The 17,015-nt window shown below is 69.4% G+C and carries 16 protein-coding genes and 1 pseudogene; 6 read left to right on the forward strand and 11 right to left on the reverse strand.

Annotation, left to right across the window (positions count from 1 at the left end; translation table 11 throughout):
- Positions 1-16: 16 nt before the first annotated feature.
- On the reverse strand, positions 17-454 hold the full coding sequence (locus ACLBWP_RS13590) for a hypothetical protein (RefSeq protein WP_447655562.1): 438 nt from the start codon (positions 452-454) through the stop codon (positions 17-19).
- A gap of 257 nt (positions 455-711) precedes the next feature.
- On the opposite strand from ACLBWP_RS13590, the gene ACLBWP_RS13595 reads away from it, so the two are divergent.
- Positions 712-1,617, forward strand: coding sequence for a DUF2268 domain-containing protein (locus ACLBWP_RS13595; protein ID WP_447655563.1), 906 nt, complete (start codon positions 712-714; stop codon positions 1,615-1,617).
- A gap of 221 nt (positions 1,618-1,838) precedes the next feature.
- Here ACLBWP_RS13595 and ACLBWP_RS13600 read toward each other — a convergent pair whose 3' ends face one another.
- The 3 genes from ACLBWP_RS13600 to ACLBWP_RS13610 all read right to left on the reverse strand — a co-directional run bounded on the left by ACLBWP_RS13600 (position 1,839) and on the right by ACLBWP_RS13610 (position 3,361).
- On the reverse strand, positions 1,839-2,189 hold the full coding sequence (locus ACLBWP_RS13600; protein ID WP_447655564.1) for a hypothetical protein: 351 nt from the start codon (positions 2,187-2,189) through the stop codon (positions 1,839-1,841).
- Positions 2,190-2,293: 104 nt separating this feature from the next.
- Positions 2,294-2,716 carry a hypothetical protein gene (locus tag ACLBWP_RS13605; RefSeq protein WP_243561029.1) on the reverse strand — a complete coding sequence of 141 codons (423 nt, stop codon included), beginning with the start codon at positions 2,714-2,716 and terminating at the stop codon, positions 2,294-2,296.
- A gap of 78 nt (positions 2,717-2,794) precedes the next feature.
- Positions 2,795-3,361 (reverse strand): YbhB/YbcL family Raf kinase inhibitor-like protein, encoded by a 567-nt coding sequence (locus tag ACLBWP_RS13610; RefSeq protein ID WP_243561030.1) that lies wholly within the window; start codon positions 3,359-3,361, stop codon positions 2,795-2,797.
- Between the two features lie 961 nt (positions 3,362-4,322).
- On the opposite strand from ACLBWP_RS13610, the gene ACLBWP_RS13615 reads away from it, so the two are divergent.
- A complete protein-coding gene (locus tag ACLBWP_RS13615; protein WP_243561031.1) occupies positions 4,323-4,748 on the forward strand; it encodes a hypothetical protein in 426 nt (141 codons plus the stop codon).
- Between the two features lie 29 nt (positions 4,749-4,777).
- Here ACLBWP_RS13615 and ACLBWP_RS13620 read toward each other — a convergent pair whose 3' ends face one another.
- Positions 4,778-6,025 carry an MFS transporter gene (locus ACLBWP_RS13620; protein WP_447655565.1) on the reverse strand — a complete coding sequence of 416 codons (1,248 nt, stop codon included), beginning with the start codon at positions 6,023-6,025 and terminating at the stop codon, positions 4,778-4,780.
- Between the two features lie 117 nt (positions 6,026-6,142).
- Here ACLBWP_RS13620 and ACLBWP_RS13625 point away from each other — a divergent pair, with 117 nt between their 5' ends.
- From ACLBWP_RS13625 to ACLBWP_RS13635, 3 genes are all read left to right on the forward strand, one after another.
- Complete coding sequence (locus ACLBWP_RS13625) at positions 6,143-6,718, forward strand: AAA family ATPase (protein ID WP_447655566.1); 576 nt, start codon at positions 6,143-6,145, stop codon at positions 6,716-6,718.
- A 48-nt stretch (positions 6,719-6,766) separates the two neighbouring features.
- On the forward strand, positions 6,767-7,210 hold the full coding sequence (locus ACLBWP_RS13630) for a barstar family protein (protein WP_447655567.1): 444 nt from the start codon (positions 6,767-6,769) through the stop codon (positions 7,208-7,210).
- Between the two features lie 178 nt (positions 7,211-7,388).
- On the forward strand, positions 7,389-7,997 hold the full coding sequence (locus tag ACLBWP_RS13635) for a hypothetical protein (RefSeq protein ID WP_447655568.1): 609 nt from the start codon (positions 7,389-7,391) through the stop codon (positions 7,995-7,997).
- 121 nt (positions 7,998-8,118) lie between these two features.
- On the opposite strand, the gene ACLBWP_RS13640 is transcribed toward ACLBWP_RS13635, so the two are convergent.
- From ACLBWP_RS13640 to ACLBWP_RS13650, 3 genes are all read right to left on the reverse strand, one after another.
- Positions 8,119-8,955, reverse strand: a complete 837-nt coding sequence (locus ACLBWP_RS13640; protein ID WP_243561036.1) for an alpha/beta fold hydrolase — start codon at positions 8,953-8,955, stop codon at positions 8,119-8,121.
- 48 nt (positions 8,956-9,003) lie between these two features.
- Positions 9,004-9,720 carry an alpha/beta fold hydrolase gene (locus ACLBWP_RS13645; RefSeq protein WP_447655569.1) on the reverse strand — a complete coding sequence of 239 codons (717 nt, stop codon included), beginning with the start codon at positions 9,718-9,720 and terminating at the stop codon, positions 9,004-9,006.
- Positions 9,721-9,857: 137 nt separating this feature from the next.
- Positions 9,858-12,602 carry an AAA family ATPase gene (locus ACLBWP_RS13650; RefSeq protein ID WP_447655570.1) on the reverse strand — a complete coding sequence of 915 codons (2,745 nt, stop codon included), beginning with the start codon at positions 12,600-12,602 and terminating at the stop codon, positions 9,858-9,860.
- 164 nt (positions 12,603-12,766) lie between these two features.
- On the opposite strand from ACLBWP_RS13650, the pseudogene ACLBWP_RS13655 reads away from it, so the two are divergent.
- Positions 12,767-13,189 (forward strand): annotated as a pseudogene (locus tag ACLBWP_RS13655) (GNAT family N-acetyltransferase); the annotation flags it as partial.
- Between the two features lie 12 nt (positions 13,190-13,201).
- Here ACLBWP_RS13655 and ACLBWP_RS13660 read toward each other — a convergent pair.
- From ACLBWP_RS13660 to ACLBWP_RS13670, 3 genes are all read right to left on the reverse strand, one after another.
- Entirely contained in the window at positions 13,202-13,417 is a 216-nt protein-coding gene (locus tag ACLBWP_RS13660; protein ID WP_447655638.1) for a hypothetical protein, read from the reverse strand.
- A gap of 106 nt (positions 13,418-13,523) precedes the next feature.
- The gene (locus tag ACLBWP_RS13665; RefSeq protein ID WP_447655571.1) at positions 13,524-14,705 is read right to left on the reverse strand and encodes a hypothetical protein; all 1,182 of its coding nucleotides are present in this window, start codon (positions 14,703-14,705) and stop codon (positions 13,524-13,526) included.
- Positions 14,706-15,000: 295 nt separating this feature from the next.
- Positions 15,001-16,887, reverse strand: a complete 1,887-nt coding sequence (locus ACLBWP_RS13670; protein WP_447655572.1) for an arabinofuranosidase catalytic domain-containing protein — start codon at positions 16,885-16,887, stop codon at positions 15,001-15,003.
- Positions 16,888-17,015 lie beyond the last annotated feature (128 nt).

A 17,015-nucleotide genomic window follows, 5' to 3' on the forward strand; every position in this document is an offset into this window, starting at 1 on the left:
ATCGGGCCGGACGCGGTCAGTTACCACGGTGCGCGCGGCCACGCGGAATCCGTCGGACGGGACTGCTCAGCAGACGACGTCGACTGTTGCCCCAACTGCAAAGCAGCTCAAGCCGCACTCCGCTCCTAGGCAGCGGTTTGGTCAGCGAGGACTGCCCCGTCATGGGTCTACTCACCCCCCGCGTGACGAAATGGCATGGTTTTTCCAGCCATCCAGTGGAACGCACCGTCCATATCCCAACGCGTGGATCGAGGATCGTGCCGATCGTGGTGAAGTCGAATGCGAACACCTCATGGAGCACCCACGCAACACGCTCGGTCGGGGTCAGCTCGTCGAGGACGACGCCCAGAGCCTGCCCGACCGCGTCCCGGTGCTCCGTGCGTTCGGCGGGGTCTGCCGCGTCCGCACCACCAGCACCCCGATCGGACCCGACCAGGTCGTCGTGCAGCTCCATCGGCACCCGCGCTCGGACGGAGCGACAGCGGGCCTTGGACCTGTGGTCCTGCGGACGGGAGGAACGGGCGGACCCCGCCCCGCCCCTCCAGTCCGTCGTGAATCCCGTCCACTGCCGGATCCGCCACCGCAAGCAGGCCGCTGGCCGTTCTGACGGCACTCGCCCGCAGCCGCCAACGACCTGTTCGAGCGCTGTGCCTGGTGTACCGAAGCATGCGGTTGACCTTGCCGCAGCGTCGATGTCTACGGTTGGGTCCCATGACCGTCACGATCATCGACAGCGCCGCCAGCATGCGGGCCCTGGTGGACACCGCACCTGACCAGTGGCCTGCCGCCGTCCGTCGGCTGTGGGAACCGATGGGTGGGATGTACTCCTTCGTCCCCGGCGGACCGGACCTGGCCGCCGTCCACGCCCAGAACTTCGGGGTCGGTGTGTCCACGCCTCGGGGCCAGCTGCGCGCGGCTGTCGAGTCCTTGGAGCAGGCAGACGCCTGGGGCAGGATCGAGCGAGCTCTGGTCGACGGTCTGAGCGACCTCGCGGCAGCGAATCCGCGCGTGATGATCCCTGACCTCACCGTCCTGCTCGTGTTGGGGGACCCCGCGAACACGCACTTCATGGACGAGATCCGCGGGCTGTCGGCATCCGGTGGCATCAGCGGCTTCATCGCCATCACGGTCTGGCCGACCGAGGAGGTCCTGGGTCGTCTCGAAGGCATCGCATTGCACGAGCTGCACCACAACGTGCGCTACTCACCGGGCGGTGTGGTGTGGAACCCGCAGACCGTCACCGTTGGTGAGCACGTCGTCGCCGAGGGGCTCGCCGACCTGTTCGCCGCCGAGTCCCAGGGGCAGCGAGGCCTGACGCACTTCGTCAGCGAAGCGACCCGGAACAGCGACGACGTGCTCCGCCGGGTCGTCGAGGGACTGGGCGTGACCGGCATGCAGGACTTCGCGGCGTGGGTCCTGGGTGACTCCAGCGCACGTCTGTTCGGGTCGACACCGGTGGGTCTGCCCACGGGCGCCGGGTACGCGGCCGGAGCGCGCATCGTCCAGGCCTACCTGGACGTCACGGGGCAGGACGCGGCTGCCAACGTCACGACCCCGGCATCCGAGATCCTCGCGGTCGCGCTGCCACAGTTGGGTCTGGGAACACAACGCAGCTGATAGGAGATCGCGATCGTGGAGTGCGTCCAGGAACTCGCGCGCCGCGCTGGCATCAGCGTCCGAGCGGAGCCGAGCGCGTACGTCGACGATGAGACGGCGGCACTGCACCGTGGGCGGGGTGTGATCGTCCGTGACGTTCCCGGTGCCGCCCACTCAGTCTGGTACAGCCACTTCGACGAGTTCGTCGCCGCGCTGCCCGAGGTGTTCCAGGAGGTGATCGGTCACGGGGACGGCTCGGTGGAGTCGTGGGACGAGTCCACGTCGCCCTGCCGCTCGTCTCCCGTCGAGAAGAACGCATCGAGGTACTCGTCAGGAGCGAGGTCGGAGTCGCGCATGAGCGAGAAGACCTCGGCTCCGTCGCCGAGGTCGTCGGCGACGGCGTACGCCTGAGCGAGCCCGACGTACTCGGCGTCCACGTTCTCGGCGTACTCAGCGGCTTCGGCCTCGGCTTTCGCGATCGCGTGTGTGAAGTCAGCGGCCAGGACGATCACGACACGCTCCTCGTAGATGCTCTCGACGTGGCGGAACACGCAACGGACTCCGAACCACGCCTCGGTGACGTTCTGGTGCATGGACCGAGCGTAGGTCCCACCCGCGCGAAGCTGGAGGGTGCGCCTGCTCTTCGGCCGGTGATCAGCCACTGGAATCGCCGACCGAGGCGTCGGGGTGCGACGGTTCAGTGCTCGGGTACGTGGACGGTGCCGTCGAACCACGGCAGGCGGTAGCGGGCGGTCCACTCGTCGAAACGCTTCATGTCCAGGAGCGCGTCTTCCCTGATCACTGGACGGGTCTCTCCGGTGCCGCGCGCCAACACGGCGCTGACCTGCTTTCGGAGACGCCTCGTTGCAAGCTGCTGCCACGCGGTCAGCGTGATCTCGCCGCAGATGACGAGGAGCATGCTCCCGAACAGGAGGACGTTCGGCCACATTCGCTCACCGGTCGACTTGAACCCCTGGGCGCCGAACACGATGAGCAGTGTCGCGACGTAGGCGACGAGCAGCCCGCGAGCCGCGTTCTGGGTCACGATCACGGTGCGGCGGGTGTGGGCGGCTTCGGCACCGACGCGGCGTGTCCACTCGTCGCTGAGATCGGGGCCCACACGAGGAGTGTGGCAGGTCCCGGCGCTCTCGTCCCTGCGACCTCGTGCAGCCTCGGTGATGACGCTTGTTGCGTGGTGCTACCGGATCTCGTAGGTGCCGTCGAGCCGGGCGCGGGCGATGACGTGGCCGGTGATCGCGTGGATGGCGTCCTCGAGGGTGAAGGTGTCGGGCAGAGTCAGGTGTTGGTCGAGGGCGAAGAGCTGGAAGACGTAGGAGTGGGGTCCGTGGGAGCGGATCGGGAGGGGGCCGAAGTAGCCGCGGCGGCCGAGGCCGCCCTTGCCGTGGGTGAGCCCGCGGAGGGGGCTGGGGTGGGTGAGAGCGTTCTCCGGGATGCTGCCGAGTGCTGGGTCGATACCGATCGTGAGTGCGTGGGTGGCAGGTCGACCGAACGGGACGTCGGGGTCTTGGGCGATGAGGACGAGTTCCTGGGTACCGGCCGATGGAGTCGTCCATTCCAGAGCCGGCGAGATGTTCGGGCCGCGCATCCTGCCGCGGTGCTTCTCGGGAATGGGTGCCCCGTGGGTGAACGCGGGGCTGGTGAGCGTGAAGGTCTCTGGTGCCTGGAGGGCGGGGTTGGCCCAGGCGAGGGTGTGCTGGCCGGCGCGCCTGTTGCGGAGGAGCAGTCCGAGGGGGTTGGCAGGCATGGTTCGTGGTTCCTTTCGGGTGCGAACGGGGGGGGCGGAGGGTGCGGTCGAAGCGGGTGAAAGCGACCCCCTCGATACCAGCATCGTGCCCGACGGCGGGTCGGGACCCGCTCCCGTGCGCTGACCTTGCCCGGTGCCTGCGGTCCTGAGCGCCCGCAGAGCACGGGCGTTCACGGACCTCGTGCCCGCGGCCACATCACAAGGACTCCTCCCGTGCTCACCGTTCTCCTGCTCCCTGGCGCGCTCCGCGCCTTCGTCCCGGCCTTGCTCGGCCGCTCAGCGCTCGCGATGGCCGGCCTCGGATCGATCCTGGCCGTCCGAGCCAGTACCGGCTCCTTCACCTCCGCCGGTGTGGCCTCCGCGGTGTTCGGACTGGCGAACGTGGTCGCCGCGCCCTGGCGGGCAGGAGCGGTGGACCGGTGGGGCCAACGTCTCGTGCTGAGCCTGTTGGGCATCTCGCAGGCATTCGGCTTTGCGGGGCTCGCGATCGCGGCGGCCGTCGACGCACCGTTCGTGGCCTTCGTGTCGCTCTCCGTGGTCGTCGGTGCGACGGCACCGCCGCTCGGCGCTGCGATGCGCGTCATCTGGGGAGGGATCACCGACGCCGGTGACCAGCGGAAGCAGGCGTTCAGTCTCGACGCGGTCGCCGAGGAACTGCTGTTCGTCGGCGGTCCCGTCGCCATCGCGGCACTCGTCACCACGACGTCCGCGGCGGTCGGACTCCTGGTCACCGGGGTCGTGGTCCTCGTCGGCACACTTGGTCTGACGAGCAGCGCTGCATCCCGGGCACGGACCGGAAGCGCGCTCCCCACCCCCGCGCGTGAGCGTCCCCTGCGTCAACCCGGGTTCCTGCGGGTACTCGTGGTGCTGACCGGCGTCGGCTGCATCCTCGGCGTCGCGGAGATCGTCGCACCGGCTGTCGCTGACGAGAACGGTGCGGTCGCGGCGTCGGGGTTGGTTGATGGCTGCGTTCGCCGGGGGCAGGGCGCTCGGCGGACTTGCCTACGGTCACGTGCGCTGGCGTGCGTCCCTCGGGACCAAGATGCTGCTGCTGGGCATCGGGATGGGCGCCGTCGCGGTCGCTGTGTCGCAGGCCCGTTCGCTCGTGCCGTTCGCCGTCGGGTTGGCGATCCTGGGGGTCTTCCTCGCGCCGTCGCTCGTCACCGGCTACCTCGTCGGGGACGCCATCGTGCCCGAGCGGAGCCGGACCGAGGCCTCGACCTGGGTCAACACAGCGGTGAACCTCGGCGCAGCGATGGCGTCGGCCGTCGCCGGCGTGCTCATCGACCAGACGACCGCGCTCCTGCCCCTGGCACTCGTCGGGCTCCTCGCCGTCCTCAGCTCCACGGTCGTGCCGTGGCGCCGCCTGCGCCACATCGGCGGATGAGGTGCTCCGGTGCTCCGAGTTGTCCGTCCCTACCGGACGGTGTTCGTCCGCAGTGGAGAGCACGCCGCGACGAGGAAGGCGCCGGCGAAGACGAGCGTCACCGCAAGCAGCGCGACCCCATCGCCGGCGACGGTCATGAGTGCGCCGCCAGCCACCGCTCCGGCGGCCGCGAGCGTCCTGTTGGCGCTGCGCATCGTCCCGTTCATCCGGCCCAGGAGCGCATCGGGTGTGGCGGTCTGGCGGAGGCTCATCTCGTTCGCGTTCTCGCACCCCGCGGCAGCGCCGCTCACGGCGAACGCGACGAACAGGACCACGACCGTGCTCGTCGGCGCCGCACCACCGGTGCTGACGATCGCCAGGGCGATCGCCGCCCAAGCGATCGGGTAGGAGGCTCGTGCGGCGATGATCGTGCGGCCCGCGCCGAAACGTGTGCCGAGGTGGGGAGCCGCGGTCGCGCCGAGGAGCATCGCGACGCCGTTGACGGCGAGGATCGCTCCGTACACGACTGCGGGCAGTCCGAGCGTGCGGAGCGCGAGGGTCGCGAAGACGGTAAGTGCGGCCGCGTTGGCGAGGAACCAGAGGTGCGTGGACAGCGCCAGTGGCGCCAACGTCGCGTGCCCGTACGTCCACCGCAGGCCGTCAGCGATGTCGCCCCGCAGCCGCACACCGGCTCGGCGTTCGGGCGTGGGCTCGACGACGCGCACCCGGGAGACGAGGACGGCGTCGACGAAGTAGCTCACGGCGTCGAGCGCGATCGCGATCGGTGCTGTCACGATGCTGACCAGGATGCCTCCGAAGCCGGGGCCGATCGTCTGCGCTGCCGCGTCACTCTGGTCCACCCGCGCGTTCGCCGCCAGCAGGAGCGGGCGGGGCACGATCCGCGGCAGGAGCGACTGCGTGGCAGCGAAGCCCACGACGGACAGGATCCCGAACACGAACAGCGCCAAAGCCGTCGCCCACAGGTTCAGATGTCCTGTCAGCCACAGGAGCGGGATCGTCGCGAGACACAGGCCGCGGCCGACACTCGCCCAGACCAGCAGCGGCTTCCGCCGGAACCGGTCGACGTAGGCGCCGACGATCAGACCGAACAGTGCGTACGGCAGGAACTGGGCTGCGTTCACCAGCCCGACCTCGAACGGACTGGCGTGGAGCACCGTCACCACGAGGACGGGGACGGCCACCGCGCTGATCGCAGATCCGAACGACGACACGGTCGCGGCGGACCAGTACGGGCGGAACCCGGGCACCCGACGCAGCGTGGTCACGTCGTCGCTCATGACAGAACGCTCGCAGACCGCAGCCCCACGAGCAAGCAAGCACACAACTCCCCCGGTGCCGGTGAACCGCGGAGAGCGAAGACGCACCTCCTCACGTTCCACCGGTTGGATGGACCCGTGACCATCGTGATCCTCACCGGGATGCCCGGAGCCGATAAATCCACCGTGAGTCGCCTGCTCGCGGCGAGGCGCTCGAGGGCAGCGAGGATCTCGGCCGACGATCTCCACTCGATGATCGTCTCCGGGGCCGTCTGGCCGCTCGGACTCCCCGCGGACGAAGCCGATCGGCAGGTCGACCTCGTGTACCGGAACCTGTCCGAACTCGCCGAGAACTTCACGGACGCGGATTTCGACGTGGTCATCGACTGCGTGATCCCGGACGGCGTGCATCTCCAGCGCCTCCTCGAGCTCATGTCGCCGCGATCGCCAGAACTCGTCGTCCTCGCACCGGGTGCGGTGACGTGCCGAGAACGAAACGTGGCGAGAGAGGCGAGCGAGCAGTTCGACTTCGACGAGTACGAGCAACTCGACGAGTCCATGCGGGCCGGGTTCGGCGAGCGCGGTCGATGGCTCGACACCAGCAATCTGAGCGAGGACGAGACCGCCGAGCTGATCGACCAGTACCTCAGCCCCGACGGTGCCCCGTCTCCGTCAACGGTCCGGGGCACCTCGAATGATCAGTTGTTCGGATAGTCGCCCAGCGCGAGCTGCTCTGACGTCGCCTCGTCATACGGTTCCGTCATGACCACCTTCTCCACCGACGACGTCCTGAGCAACCGGCTGGACTTCGAGATCGCCCGTGACGACTTCGTCCGCCGGTTCCAAGGCGTCGCCGCTGTGCGCGAGGCGGAGACGTGGCTCCGGCGCGAGGGCTACCGGGTCCTGGACATGGACGCTGGACGCTGGCTGAACGACCGGCAGATGCTCTCGACCTTCGCATCAGCGCTGTCGTTCCCCAGCTCCTTCGGGATGAACCTGGACGCGCTTGACGACTGTATGTCGGACGTGGCGGAAGCGGCCTACGGGTGGGACCCGTCCGAGACGGGGCTCGTCCTGGTCCTCCACGGCTTCGACCGCATGGCCGAACAGATCCCACGTCCTGCCGCTCACCTTCAGGACATACTCCAGAAGCAAGGACGCTACGCCGCTCTCTTCGGACACCGGCTGCTGACGATCCTGGCCTGAAGCACGCCCGCGGCGAGCTGACGGCCGGGGATGCGCAGGTGATCGTGCGATGTCGCCGGTCTTCGGGCTGCCCGGAGATGGGGACGCCCGGTCGAGCGGGTCGCGGCACCGATACTGGATCTTCCAGGGCGAGACACCGGTGGCATCGCCCTGACGACAGGCGAAGGGACGGTCACCGATGGAACCTGCGTGGGACGGAGACGAAGCCGAGCTGCGCGACATGGCTGGAGAACTGCGGAGCCACCTCGACCTGGATCGCAGCCTCACCGAGATCGGGAGTGTGCACCTCGTCGGCGCGGGAGCGCTCAGGGTGATGGTCGCGCGCGACATCGACCTCACAGTGGTGGTTGCAGCGCTCCCTGATGGCGTCGTCCAGGCCGTGGGACGACTGGCAGGTCGGTTGAGCGAGGACGACCGCGTCCGTGAGGTCCTCATCCGCAACGACACGGGTCGGTGGAACATCGATCCTCGTTACCCGGACGGCTTGTACCTGGGCATCCAGGCAGCGGGGTCCGACGGGCACCTGTGGAGTGTCGACGTCTGGTTCGTCGACGACCCCGACCGACAGCCTGACCTGCTCCACCTCCGAACACTCGCCCCGCGCATCGACCCGTCGACGCAGTCGAGGATCCTCGAGATCAAACGAGCGCAGGACTGGACTCTGCCGGACGGCTCGCGGATGCCGAGTGTCGAGGTCTACCGGGCGGTCATCGATCACGGCGTGTCGGGCCCCGAGGCGTTCCGCTTGCACATGGGTGCGCGCATCAGTCAGGTTGCCACCCCCTGAGCGACGAGGGAGTCGGCCGGCCGCGCTCCCTGGAGCAGTGCGACAGCGGGCCTTCGACCTGTGGTCCTGCGGACGGGAGGAACGGGCGGACCCCGCCCCGCTCCTCCAGTCCGTCGTCACCTCAGCCCCGGATGAACGCCAGGATGTCGGGATTGAGGACGTCGGCGTGCGTGGTCAGCATGCCGTGCGGGTAGCCCTCGTAGATCTTGAGCGTCGAGTCGCTGAGGAGTTCGTCCTGCTTCAGAGACGCATCCTCGTAGGGCACGACCTGGTCGTCGTCACCCTGCAGCACCAGGACCGGCACGGTGATGGCCTGCAGGTCCTCGGTCTGGTCCGTCTCGGAGAAGGCCTTGATGCCCTCGAGGTGTGCGAGGGCGCTGCCCGTCATCCCCTGACGCCACCAGTTGGCGACGACCGGCTCGGACGGCGTCACACCGTCGCGGTTGAAGCCGTAGAACGGGCCGGACGCAACCGCCTGGAAGAACTCGGCACGGTTGGCGACGAGCGCCTGACGGAACCCGTCGAAGACCGCGATGTCGGTGCCCTCGGGGTTCGCGTCGGTCTTCACCATCAGCGGCGGAACTGCTGCCACCAGGACCGCCTTCGCGACCCGGCCCTGCGGCTGGCCGTACTGCGCGACGTAGCGCGCGACCTGGCCGCCACCGGTGGAGTGGCCGATGTGGATCGCGTCGTGCAGGTCGAGGTGCTCGACGACGGCGGACACGTCGCTGGCGTAGTGGTCCATGTCGTGACCGGTGCCGATCTGCGACGAACGCCCGTGGCCGCGTCGGTCACTCGCGATCACACGGAAGCCCTCGGCCAGGAAGTACAGCATCTGCGCGTCCCAGTCGTCCGACGACAGCGGCCAACCGTGGTGGAACACGATCGGCTGCGCGTCGGGGTTGCCCCAGTCCTTGAAGTAGATCTCTGCACCGTCGTCGGTGGTCACGTAACCCATGTCGTTCTCCTGTTGTCGTTCTTCGTCGGGTGTGGGGGCGGTGGGAGGTCAGCCGAGTTCGGCGACGGCGTCGGTGATGAACGCCGCGACCTCGGCGGGGTGCGTCTGCATGACCAGGTGCGGTCCGTCGATCTCGAGCACCCTGCGGACACCGGCGCGCTGGTAGCCAAAGCGCTCGACGTCGGGGTTGATGGTGTGGTCGGCGCTGGAGACGATGCCCCAGGACGGCCTGGTCTTCCAGGCGGCAACGGACGCGGGCTCGCCGAACGCGGCCGCGGACAGCGGACGTTGCGAGACGGCGAGGACCGTTGCCGTGTCGAGATCGAGGCCACCGGCGAAGACGGCGGGGAACGCGTCGATGGCCACGGAGACGTCGGTACCGGGCTCGGCACCCTCGACGGGGTACGGCGCGTAGACCAGGTTCGCGGCGAGGTCGCTGTCGGGGAACCCGCCCTGCAGAGCGCCGAGGCTCTCGCCTTCCTCGAGTGCGTAGGCGGCGACGAAGACCAGGCCCACGACGTTGTCCGCGACCCCCGCGACGGTGATGATGGCACCGCCGTAGGAGTGCCCGGCGAGCAGGACCGGGCCGTCGATCTGCTCGACGAACGACCTGATGTAGGCGGCGTCGCCGGCCAGGCTGCGGTTGAACACGGGCGGGACCAGGACTGCGTGTCCCTGGTCGAGCAGGAGCCTGGTGACGGGCGCCCAGCTGGCGGCGTCGGCGAAGGCTCCGTGGACAAGGACGACGGTGGGCGATCCGGTCACGGTGCGGCCCTTCCTGGTCCGCAGCCGGTGGCGTGGACCTGCGTCGGTGTGGGAGCGTCTGCTTCCGTCCGTGACGTTAGGGGCGGGCCCGGGCGGTGCACATCGGTCGCGATGACCGAGATCGGTCGTTGGGTGACTTAGTCACGGGAGGAAGGCGCATCGGCCGGCGTCGTCGCGAGGACCGCCGGCAGCTGCTGCCGGGTCGAGATCCCGAGCTTCTGGAACGCCGCGTACAGGTGCGCGCCCACCGTCCGGGGTGACACGAAGAGGTGCTCACCGATCGCCCGGTTGGTCATGCCCTGCGCGGCGAGCGTGCAGACCCTGAGCTCCTGCGGGGTGAGTAGCTCGATGCTGCGTTGACCCGTCAGGGGCAAGCGTTCACCCGTGGCACGGATCGCGTCCCGCGTGCGCTCCTCCCAGGCCGGTGCGGGCATCGCCTCGAACAGGTCGAGGGCTGCATGCAGGGCGGCTCGGGCGGTGGCGTTCCGGCCCGCACGCCGCAGACGGCGTCCGAGTCGGAGAAGCGCGCGGGCCTGCAGGTACGGGACCGGCCAACGAGTGTGCTGCAGGTCCGCCCACGCCGAATCGAGGTCGGCGTCCGGCAGGAGCGCGGTGCGGGCGTACTGGAGGGCCGTGTGGACCAAGGGGGCGTGCCACCGGTCGTGCAGGCGCTCCAGTTCCGCCAACCGCCGCTCGGCGTCCGCTCGGTTGCCAGACTCCAACGCTGCGTCGACGTGGTCGTGGGAGGTCAGCACGGCGAAGGTCGGGTTGAACGCATCGTCGTCGGGGTCGAAGAGGCGTCGCAGGGGTTCAAGGGCGTCCGCTGCGCGGCCGGAGACCAGGTGCGCCAATCCGGTCGCGCCCAGGAGCGTTGCGCGCATGGCGCTCGAGCGGAGCACCTGCGCGCCCACCTCGGTCCCGCCGGCGATCCGCTCGGGGTCCGGCAGTACCCCTTCGAGGGCATCGAACCACGCGAGTGCGCACCGTACCGCGGCGGAGAACCCGGCGTCGCCGAGGTCGCGTCCGAGCGATGCCGCCTGTTCCGCAAGCACGCGCGCCCGGGCGACGTCCCCGGCCAGGTACGTGGTCATGGACGTCCCCATGAGCGCCTGCGGGAAGGTCCGAAGCTCACCCCGCGCCGCCATGCTCGCCAGAGCCCGGTCGAGCAGGACGCGTGCCGTGTCGATCTCGCCGACCAGGTTGAGCGCGTACCCGATGAGCCACGCCGACGCTTCGTCCTGCGCTGCGGGAGCCGCGGCCAGCGCGCGGTCCAGGATCTCGTCGCCGCGGACAACCGGCTCGGTCCGGGCCGCCAGCAGGATCGACCGTGGATCGTCCTCGGGCAGCGCGAGGGCTTCGACGACGACGAGCATCGGGTCGCCCGGATCCGCCTCGGCGGTGTGGTCCCAGGCGATCGCGGCCAGGTGCAGCAGGGCAGCGGTGGCGTGTTCGACCCCGCCCGCCGCCTGCATCTCGGCGACCGCATGGAGCGCTGGCCCGAGGTCACCCACGGCCAGGCCGGTCCGCCCGGTGGGCAGGGTTTCGGCGACCCATGCAGCGCGGGCTGCGAGCAGTCCGGCGGGCGCTTCGTCGCGCGCCTGCTGCACCACCAGTGCCGCGTCGGAGGTCCTCCCCGACAGACCTGCGAGTTCCGCAGCGACGATGCGCCGCTCGACGCGTCGGGCCACGTCCGACGTCAGCTCGGCGGCCCGCTCGTACGCCCTGCTGGCGACGAAGGTGTCGGACATCGCGGTCCGTTCGTCGCCGAGCGCGGCGATCTCGTCGGCCAGGCCGTCGTCGTGACCGGAAGCGAGTTCCGCACGCCACCAGATGGTCCGGGCCGGATCGTCTCGGTGCTCGAGGACGAGCGACCGGAGGACCGCGGTGCGCTCCGGCGGCGACGCCACCATCAGGACCGCCGACTGCACGAGTGGGTGCCGGAACCGGATCGCACGCGGGAGGACCCACTCCAGCAGCGAGGCCGCCGAGGCCTGCTCGGTCCAGGTCGGCGTCGGGAACTTGCCGACGGCGCGGGCGGCGACCCTGGCGGCCTCCTCGGCGCTGGTGCCGCCGGACAGCGCCACGGCCAGGATCGCCAACCGGGTCGGTTGGTCCAGCTCCGCGTACCGGTCCGCGAACTCCTGTTCGACCCGTCCGACGACGGGTCGTTGCCGTGTCCGGTCGGCCGCTGCTGCTGCCGACCGCCCCAGCTCGTGCAGCGCCAGCGGGTTGCCCTCGGCGCGGTGCACGAGGTCGTGTCGCGCCTGACCCGTGGGCGCACCGGGGACGCCGTCGAGCAGGTCGTCGGCAGCGGACTGGTCGAGCGGATCGAGGTGCAGGCGCCGGATCCCCGGGGTGTCCACCACGTCGGTGTTCCGCGTGGTCATGACGATGACGACCGGGTCCTCACCGACACGACGGGCCATCATGCGGAGCGCCCACTCGGACGGTGCATCCATCCAGTGCAGGTCCTCGGCGACGACAAGGACGGGCCGTTCGGCCGCGGCGTCCGACAGCAGGGTCAGCGCGGCGAGACCGGCCAGGAGCGGCGACGGCTGGACTCCCACGACGACCCCGAACGCGACATCGAGCGCGCGTCGCTGCGGGGACGGCAGGTTCGCGATGCCACCGCGCAACGGGTACAGCAGCATGTGGAGCGCGGCGTACGGTTCCGCCGACTCCGCCAGGGTGCCGGCGGTCGTGAGTGCCCGCAGGCCGCGGCTGTCCGCGTATGCGAGCACGTCGGCAACCAGCGACGACTTGCCGATGCCCGCTTCGCCGTCGATCACGAACGCGGAACCGCCGGCCGCCGCGTCGTGGACGGCACCCCGCAGGATCGCGATCTCCCGCGCACGCCCGATGACGTGCTGAGCCATCGTCATCGTCTCAGTATGCCAGCGGCACTCCCCCTCACCAGCAGTGTCAGACACTGACGGACCGCAAGGCCACGAGCACGGGAAAGCATCACTCCCCCGGTCCGGATGACGGCCGCTTCGGAAGGAGTCGCCGTCCCTGAGGTTCCGACCGCCAGCGGTACGGTGACGACGTGGGAGATGACTGGCCCGACCGCGTCGAGCTGCCGAGGACCGGCGGACGGTTGCTCGCGCTCACCGAGGGCGACTGGCCCGTCGAGTACTCCCTCAGCAGAGATGCGGAAGTCACTCGGTGGACGTTCTACCCTCCGTCGATCGACGAGCCAGCAGCGCGCGAACGGTGTCGGGCCTTCGTCGGCCGCGCTCGAGAAGGACGGTCGTTCCGATGGGTCATCACCACGGCCCACAGCGAGCGCGCCGGTACCTGCGGGGCTGCACTTCGCGGAGATGCGGTCGAGCTGTTCTCCGCACTGCTCGGCGAACACCGAGGGACCGGTCTCGCAACCGAGGCCGTCGAAGCACTCGCGAAGGTCGCTGCAGGAATGTCCCTGACCCCGCAGCTCGCCATCGAGAGCTCGAACGCACCCTCCGCTCGGGTGGCCGTGCGATCAGTAGCCGCGACGGTAGAAGGCTTGGAAGACGAACACCCACACGATGAGAACGACCAGCCCCACTCCGCCGACCCACTTCTCGGCCGGGCTGCCGTCGAACAACGCCCAGAAGCACAGCATGCCCAGAACGCCACTGACGATCGCGATGGGCATGCGGTAGGTCGTCGTCCACGTCTTCGTGGTGGCGCGGGCCGGATCATCGCGGTCAGTCATGGCTTCAGCGTATGCATCAGCCGGTGGCTGAGGGAACGGAGAGATGCGGCAGCGTGCCAGCCCGCGTTCGTTGATCGGTCGGGTGCCGGACGGTCTGCAGCGCGGATCAGTCGAGGGGTGGAGGCGAGTTCAACGATCTCCGGACCGCAACTCTGTGGATCGCGGCGTCGAGGTCTGCTCGTGCCAGCGCTGATGCCTCTGCGTCGACCGTCGGGATCGACGCTGTCGGACGGCGCACGATGAGCATCAGCTTGCGGCGCTGGAACTGGACCACTGGTGTCGAGGTCGCGGGTTCGTGGTCGACGTACCCCGTGACCTCGTCGACCTCGGCCTGCGCCCACCACGTCAGCCAGCGCGGCGATCGGATGACGTCGCCGAGGCGATCCATCTCCACGCTGTACGCGTGCGGCACGTTGTTCATCGGGCCGCTTCCGCCCCACCGAACGGAGACTGCATCGTGGCGCTCGAGCGTCAGGCGGAAACCGACGGGGGATGCCGGGCCCGTCGGCGTGATCGGGATGACACGGACGCTGTCGTCACCGCCGACGAGTTGCCCGGTCGTGGTTTCGACCTCGAAGACCGAGGCACCTCCCGTCAGCGCAGACGGCAGGACCGAGACCCGCACTGTGGTTGGCGAGGACCAACGGGCCGCTCGGGCTGCTCGTTGGAAGCCGGGGCGCGTCGTGCCACCGATGACCGGTTCGGACCGACGTGTCGCTCCCCTCCGGTCCTCCGTCTCCACCTGCAGACGGAGGAACCCGTCGTCGTGGATGGAGCCCACGAGACGCATCTGCATCGACCGCCCGGGATTCCACTTGCTGGGCCCCACCCACTCCCTCGTGCAGTCAGTGCGTCCTACCGCATCCACGGCTTCGGACACCGCAGAAGGGTCCCATCCGCGCCGTTCGGCGAAGAAGCGCAGGGTCTCCTCCCACATCCGCAGCGTGAGCTGGTCGCGCACCGATGCGCTCAGGTTGTGGAATCCCTCGGGGACGAAGACCCGAGCGAGATCGTCGCCGTCGTTCATCCAGTTCAGGACTTGGACGTGCAGGTCCTTGGTGTCCGAGAGCCCCGCTGGCATCAACTGGATCGAGGACCGCGGCACGACGATCCGCCGCGCCTCGAGTGCTTCGCTCAGGAGCTCGGACACCTTCCGTGACCCGCGCAGGAGCGCATCCATCTCGTCGACGGGGTAGTCGACGATGCCGAGTTGCTCCGAGACGTCCCACTTCTGGCCGGGGAAGCCGATCGGGGGCCACACGTGGACGTCGCGGAGGATGGGAGCCACTCTGGAATCGTAGATGCGGGAGCACGCTCCGTCGGTGCCGGACTCGATGTGCGTCCAGGGCGTTGGTGCACCTCCGCGATCTCACTGGGACGCCTCGAACCGCTGCAGATGGTCGAGGTCGGCGTCGCGGTCCTGGGCTCGACCCTCCACCGTCACCGCGCTGATGTTCGCTTGCACCGGTCCAGCTTCCTCCGGTGGCACCAGACTGGTGGTACTGATGTGGCGCGAAACGCGCCCACGGACGGACAGGAGGCCCGGCACCAGCTGGCACCGGGCCTCCTGTCCGCAGCGTGGCTCAGTTGAAGCTGAACACCTGCGGCGCCTGCCCGTTGCAGTCGTAGAGCTGCAGCGGCGTCGTGTTGGCGGTGTTGCCCGACGGCACGTCGAGGCACCGGCCGGACTGCGGGTTCAGCACGGAGCCGTTCGCCTGCGGGACCCACTGCTGGCCGCCGATGCCGTTGCACGTGTACAGCTCAAGGTGCGAGCCGTTCGCGGTGCCGTTGCCGTCGATGTCCAGGCAGCGCCCGAGCGTCCGGATCGTGTGGTCGGCGGCGTTGTAGGCCCACTGCTGGTCGGTCGTCTGCTCGTCGGTCACCAGCGTCTGGCAGTCGTACACCTGGACCTGCTGGCCGTTCTGCTGCAGGTCGTTGCCGGCGACGTCGACGCACTTCGCTCCGATCGTCTTGATCGGGACGGCGGCCACGAACTTCTGGGCCTGGTTGCCGTTGCAGTCGTAGAGCTGCAGCGCCGTGCCGTTGGCGGTGTTGCCCGACGGGTCGTCCAGGCAGCGGCCGGACTGCGGGTTCTTGATCGACCCGTCCGGCTGCACGATCCACTGCTGCCCACCGGCACCGTTGCAGTCGTAGAGCTCGACGTGCGTGCCGTTCGCGGTGCCGTTGCCGTTGACGTCCAGGCAGCGCCCGAGCGTGCTGAGGGTGTGCGTACCGTACACGTTGCCGAGCCAGTGCTGGTCGGCGGCCAGCGCCTTGCAGTCGTACAGCTGCACGACCGCGGTGTTACCGCCGGTGTCGTCACCGGCGACGTCGACGCACTTGCCGCCGGGGCCGGTGATCGCGGCGCCCGGGCCACCGCCGGTCGAGACGCCCTGGTAGTTCTGCGCGACGACGTTCGCCTGCACGGCGTTGTCGGCAGCGTCGGTGGAGTACCCGGCGGTCATGACGCCCTCGAAGAACGACTGGGTGCCGCGGTTCGAGTTGTCCCCGCCGGCGCCGAGCACGATCGAGCCCTCGAGCTTCATCGGTGTGTAGCCCTGGCCGTCGCCGTCCTTGTCGGTCGGCAGCGCCCCCTCGTACCACTTCGACAGCGAGCCGGACTGCGCGTTGCCGCCCTTCAGTGCGAAGTTCGCGACGCCGTCGTTCTTCAGCAGCGCGGTGACGAACTTCGAGGTGTTGCCGGTGTTGGCGGTGTTGATCGCCGTCTTGCCCTCGTAGACGCCGTTCTCCAGGTCCGCCTGCACCCACGGGCCGCGTCCGGCGCTGCCCGTGCCGTTGAGCATCGACAGGTTCAGGGCGTCCATGTGCCCCTTGCCGGTGTCCTTCGACTGCGTCTCGACGTTGCCGAAGTCCGAACAGCAGCCGTGGTTCACGTTCGTGCCGCTGGCGACCTCGTACATCGACTCCGGGCTGGCGCCGCGGGCCGTGCCCTTGGCGACGGTGCTCGAGATCCGGTAGGCCACCTGCTGCGGCATGGAGATGCCGTACGCCTTGTGTCCGGCGACGGTGACCGGCAGCGCCCCGGCGTCGGCGGCGTGGTTCGCCGGCCCCGCGTCCCCGGCACCCGCGACCGTCAGGTCGTTGTGGTTCGACGACTGGTCGTAGATCTTCGGGATCGTGCACGTGGTGCCCGCGCAGAACGTGTCCTGCGTCTGGGCGTTGGCGTACCCGCCTGCGGCGAGCAGGCCGACGTTGGTGGTCGCCCCGTCCGAGGCGCGCTGCACCTGGTAGAGCGGGCCGTTGTACGTGGAGTACAGCGCCCGCGTGGAGCTGTACGCGGCGACACACGAGGTGCCGGCGCCGGCGTAGGTGTCGCAGGGGCCGGTGGTGGCGGCAGCGGCACTGCCCACCCCGACCGTCGTGGCGAAGAGGCTCCCGGTGACGAGAGCGAGAGCCCCGAGTGCCGCGGCGACGATCCGCCGTGGCCTGGAGTTGGACCCGATGTGCATGAGCTGTTCCTTCCGAGCGTCGTTGCTGGGGGACGTGGTCGATCGCCGGGTTCGCCGTGTCGTCGAACGACACTGCTTAATCGATTAACCACATCCAGGATACGGCACCGCGACCGTGCTGGCCAGGC

Source organism: Microbacterium sp. M1A1_1b, assembly GCF_053345565.1.

Bases quoted from the DNA above. Each gene is read 5' to 3' on its own strand.
- ACLBWP_RS13610 (WP_243561030.1), bottom strand. From the start codon at position 3,361: ATGCCTGCCAACCCCCTCGGACTGCTCCTCCGCAACAGGCGCGCCGGC.
- ACLBWP_RS13635 (WP_447655568.1), top strand. From the start codon at position 7,389: ATGGAACCTGCGTGGGACGGAGACGAAGCCGAGCTGCGCGACATGGCT.
- ACLBWP_RS13620 (WP_447655565.1), bottom strand. From the start codon at position 6,025: ATGAGCGACGACGTGACCACGCTGCGTCGGGTGCCCGGGTTCCGCCCG.
- ACLBWP_RS13670 (WP_447655572.1), bottom strand. From the start codon at position 16,887: ATGCACATCGGGTCCAACTCCAGGCCACGGCGGATCGTCGCCGCGGCA.
- ACLBWP_RS13630 (WP_447655567.1), top strand. From the start codon at position 6,767: ATGACCACCTTCTCCACCGACGACGTCCTGAGCAACCGGCTGGACTTC.
- ACLBWP_RS13595 (WP_447655563.1), top strand. From the start codon at position 712: ATGACCGTCACGATCATCGACAGCGCCGCCAGCATGCGGGCCCTGGTG.
- ACLBWP_RS13615 (WP_243561031.1), top strand. From the start codon at position 4,323: ATGGCTGCGTTCGCCGGGGGCAGGGCGCTCGGCGGACTTGCCTACGGT.
- ACLBWP_RS13650 (WP_447655570.1), bottom strand. From the start codon at position 12,602: ATGACGATGGCTCAGCACGTCATCGGGCGTGCGCGGGAGATCGCGATC.
- ACLBWP_RS13640 (WP_243561036.1), bottom strand. From the start codon at position 8,955: ATGGGTTACGTGACCACCGACGACGGTGCAGAGATCTACTTCAAGGAC.
- ACLBWP_RS13600 (WP_447655564.1), bottom strand. From the start codon at position 2,189: ATGCACCAGAACGTCACCGAGGCGTGGTTCGGAGTCCGTTGCGTGTTC.
- ACLBWP_RS13660 (WP_447655638.1), bottom strand. From the start codon at position 13,417: ATGACTGACCGCGATGATCCGGCCCGCGCCACCACGAAGACGTGGACG.
- ACLBWP_RS13590 (WP_447655562.1), bottom strand. From the start codon at position 454: ATGGAGCTGCACGACGACCTGGTCGGGTCCGATCGGGGTGCTGGTGGT.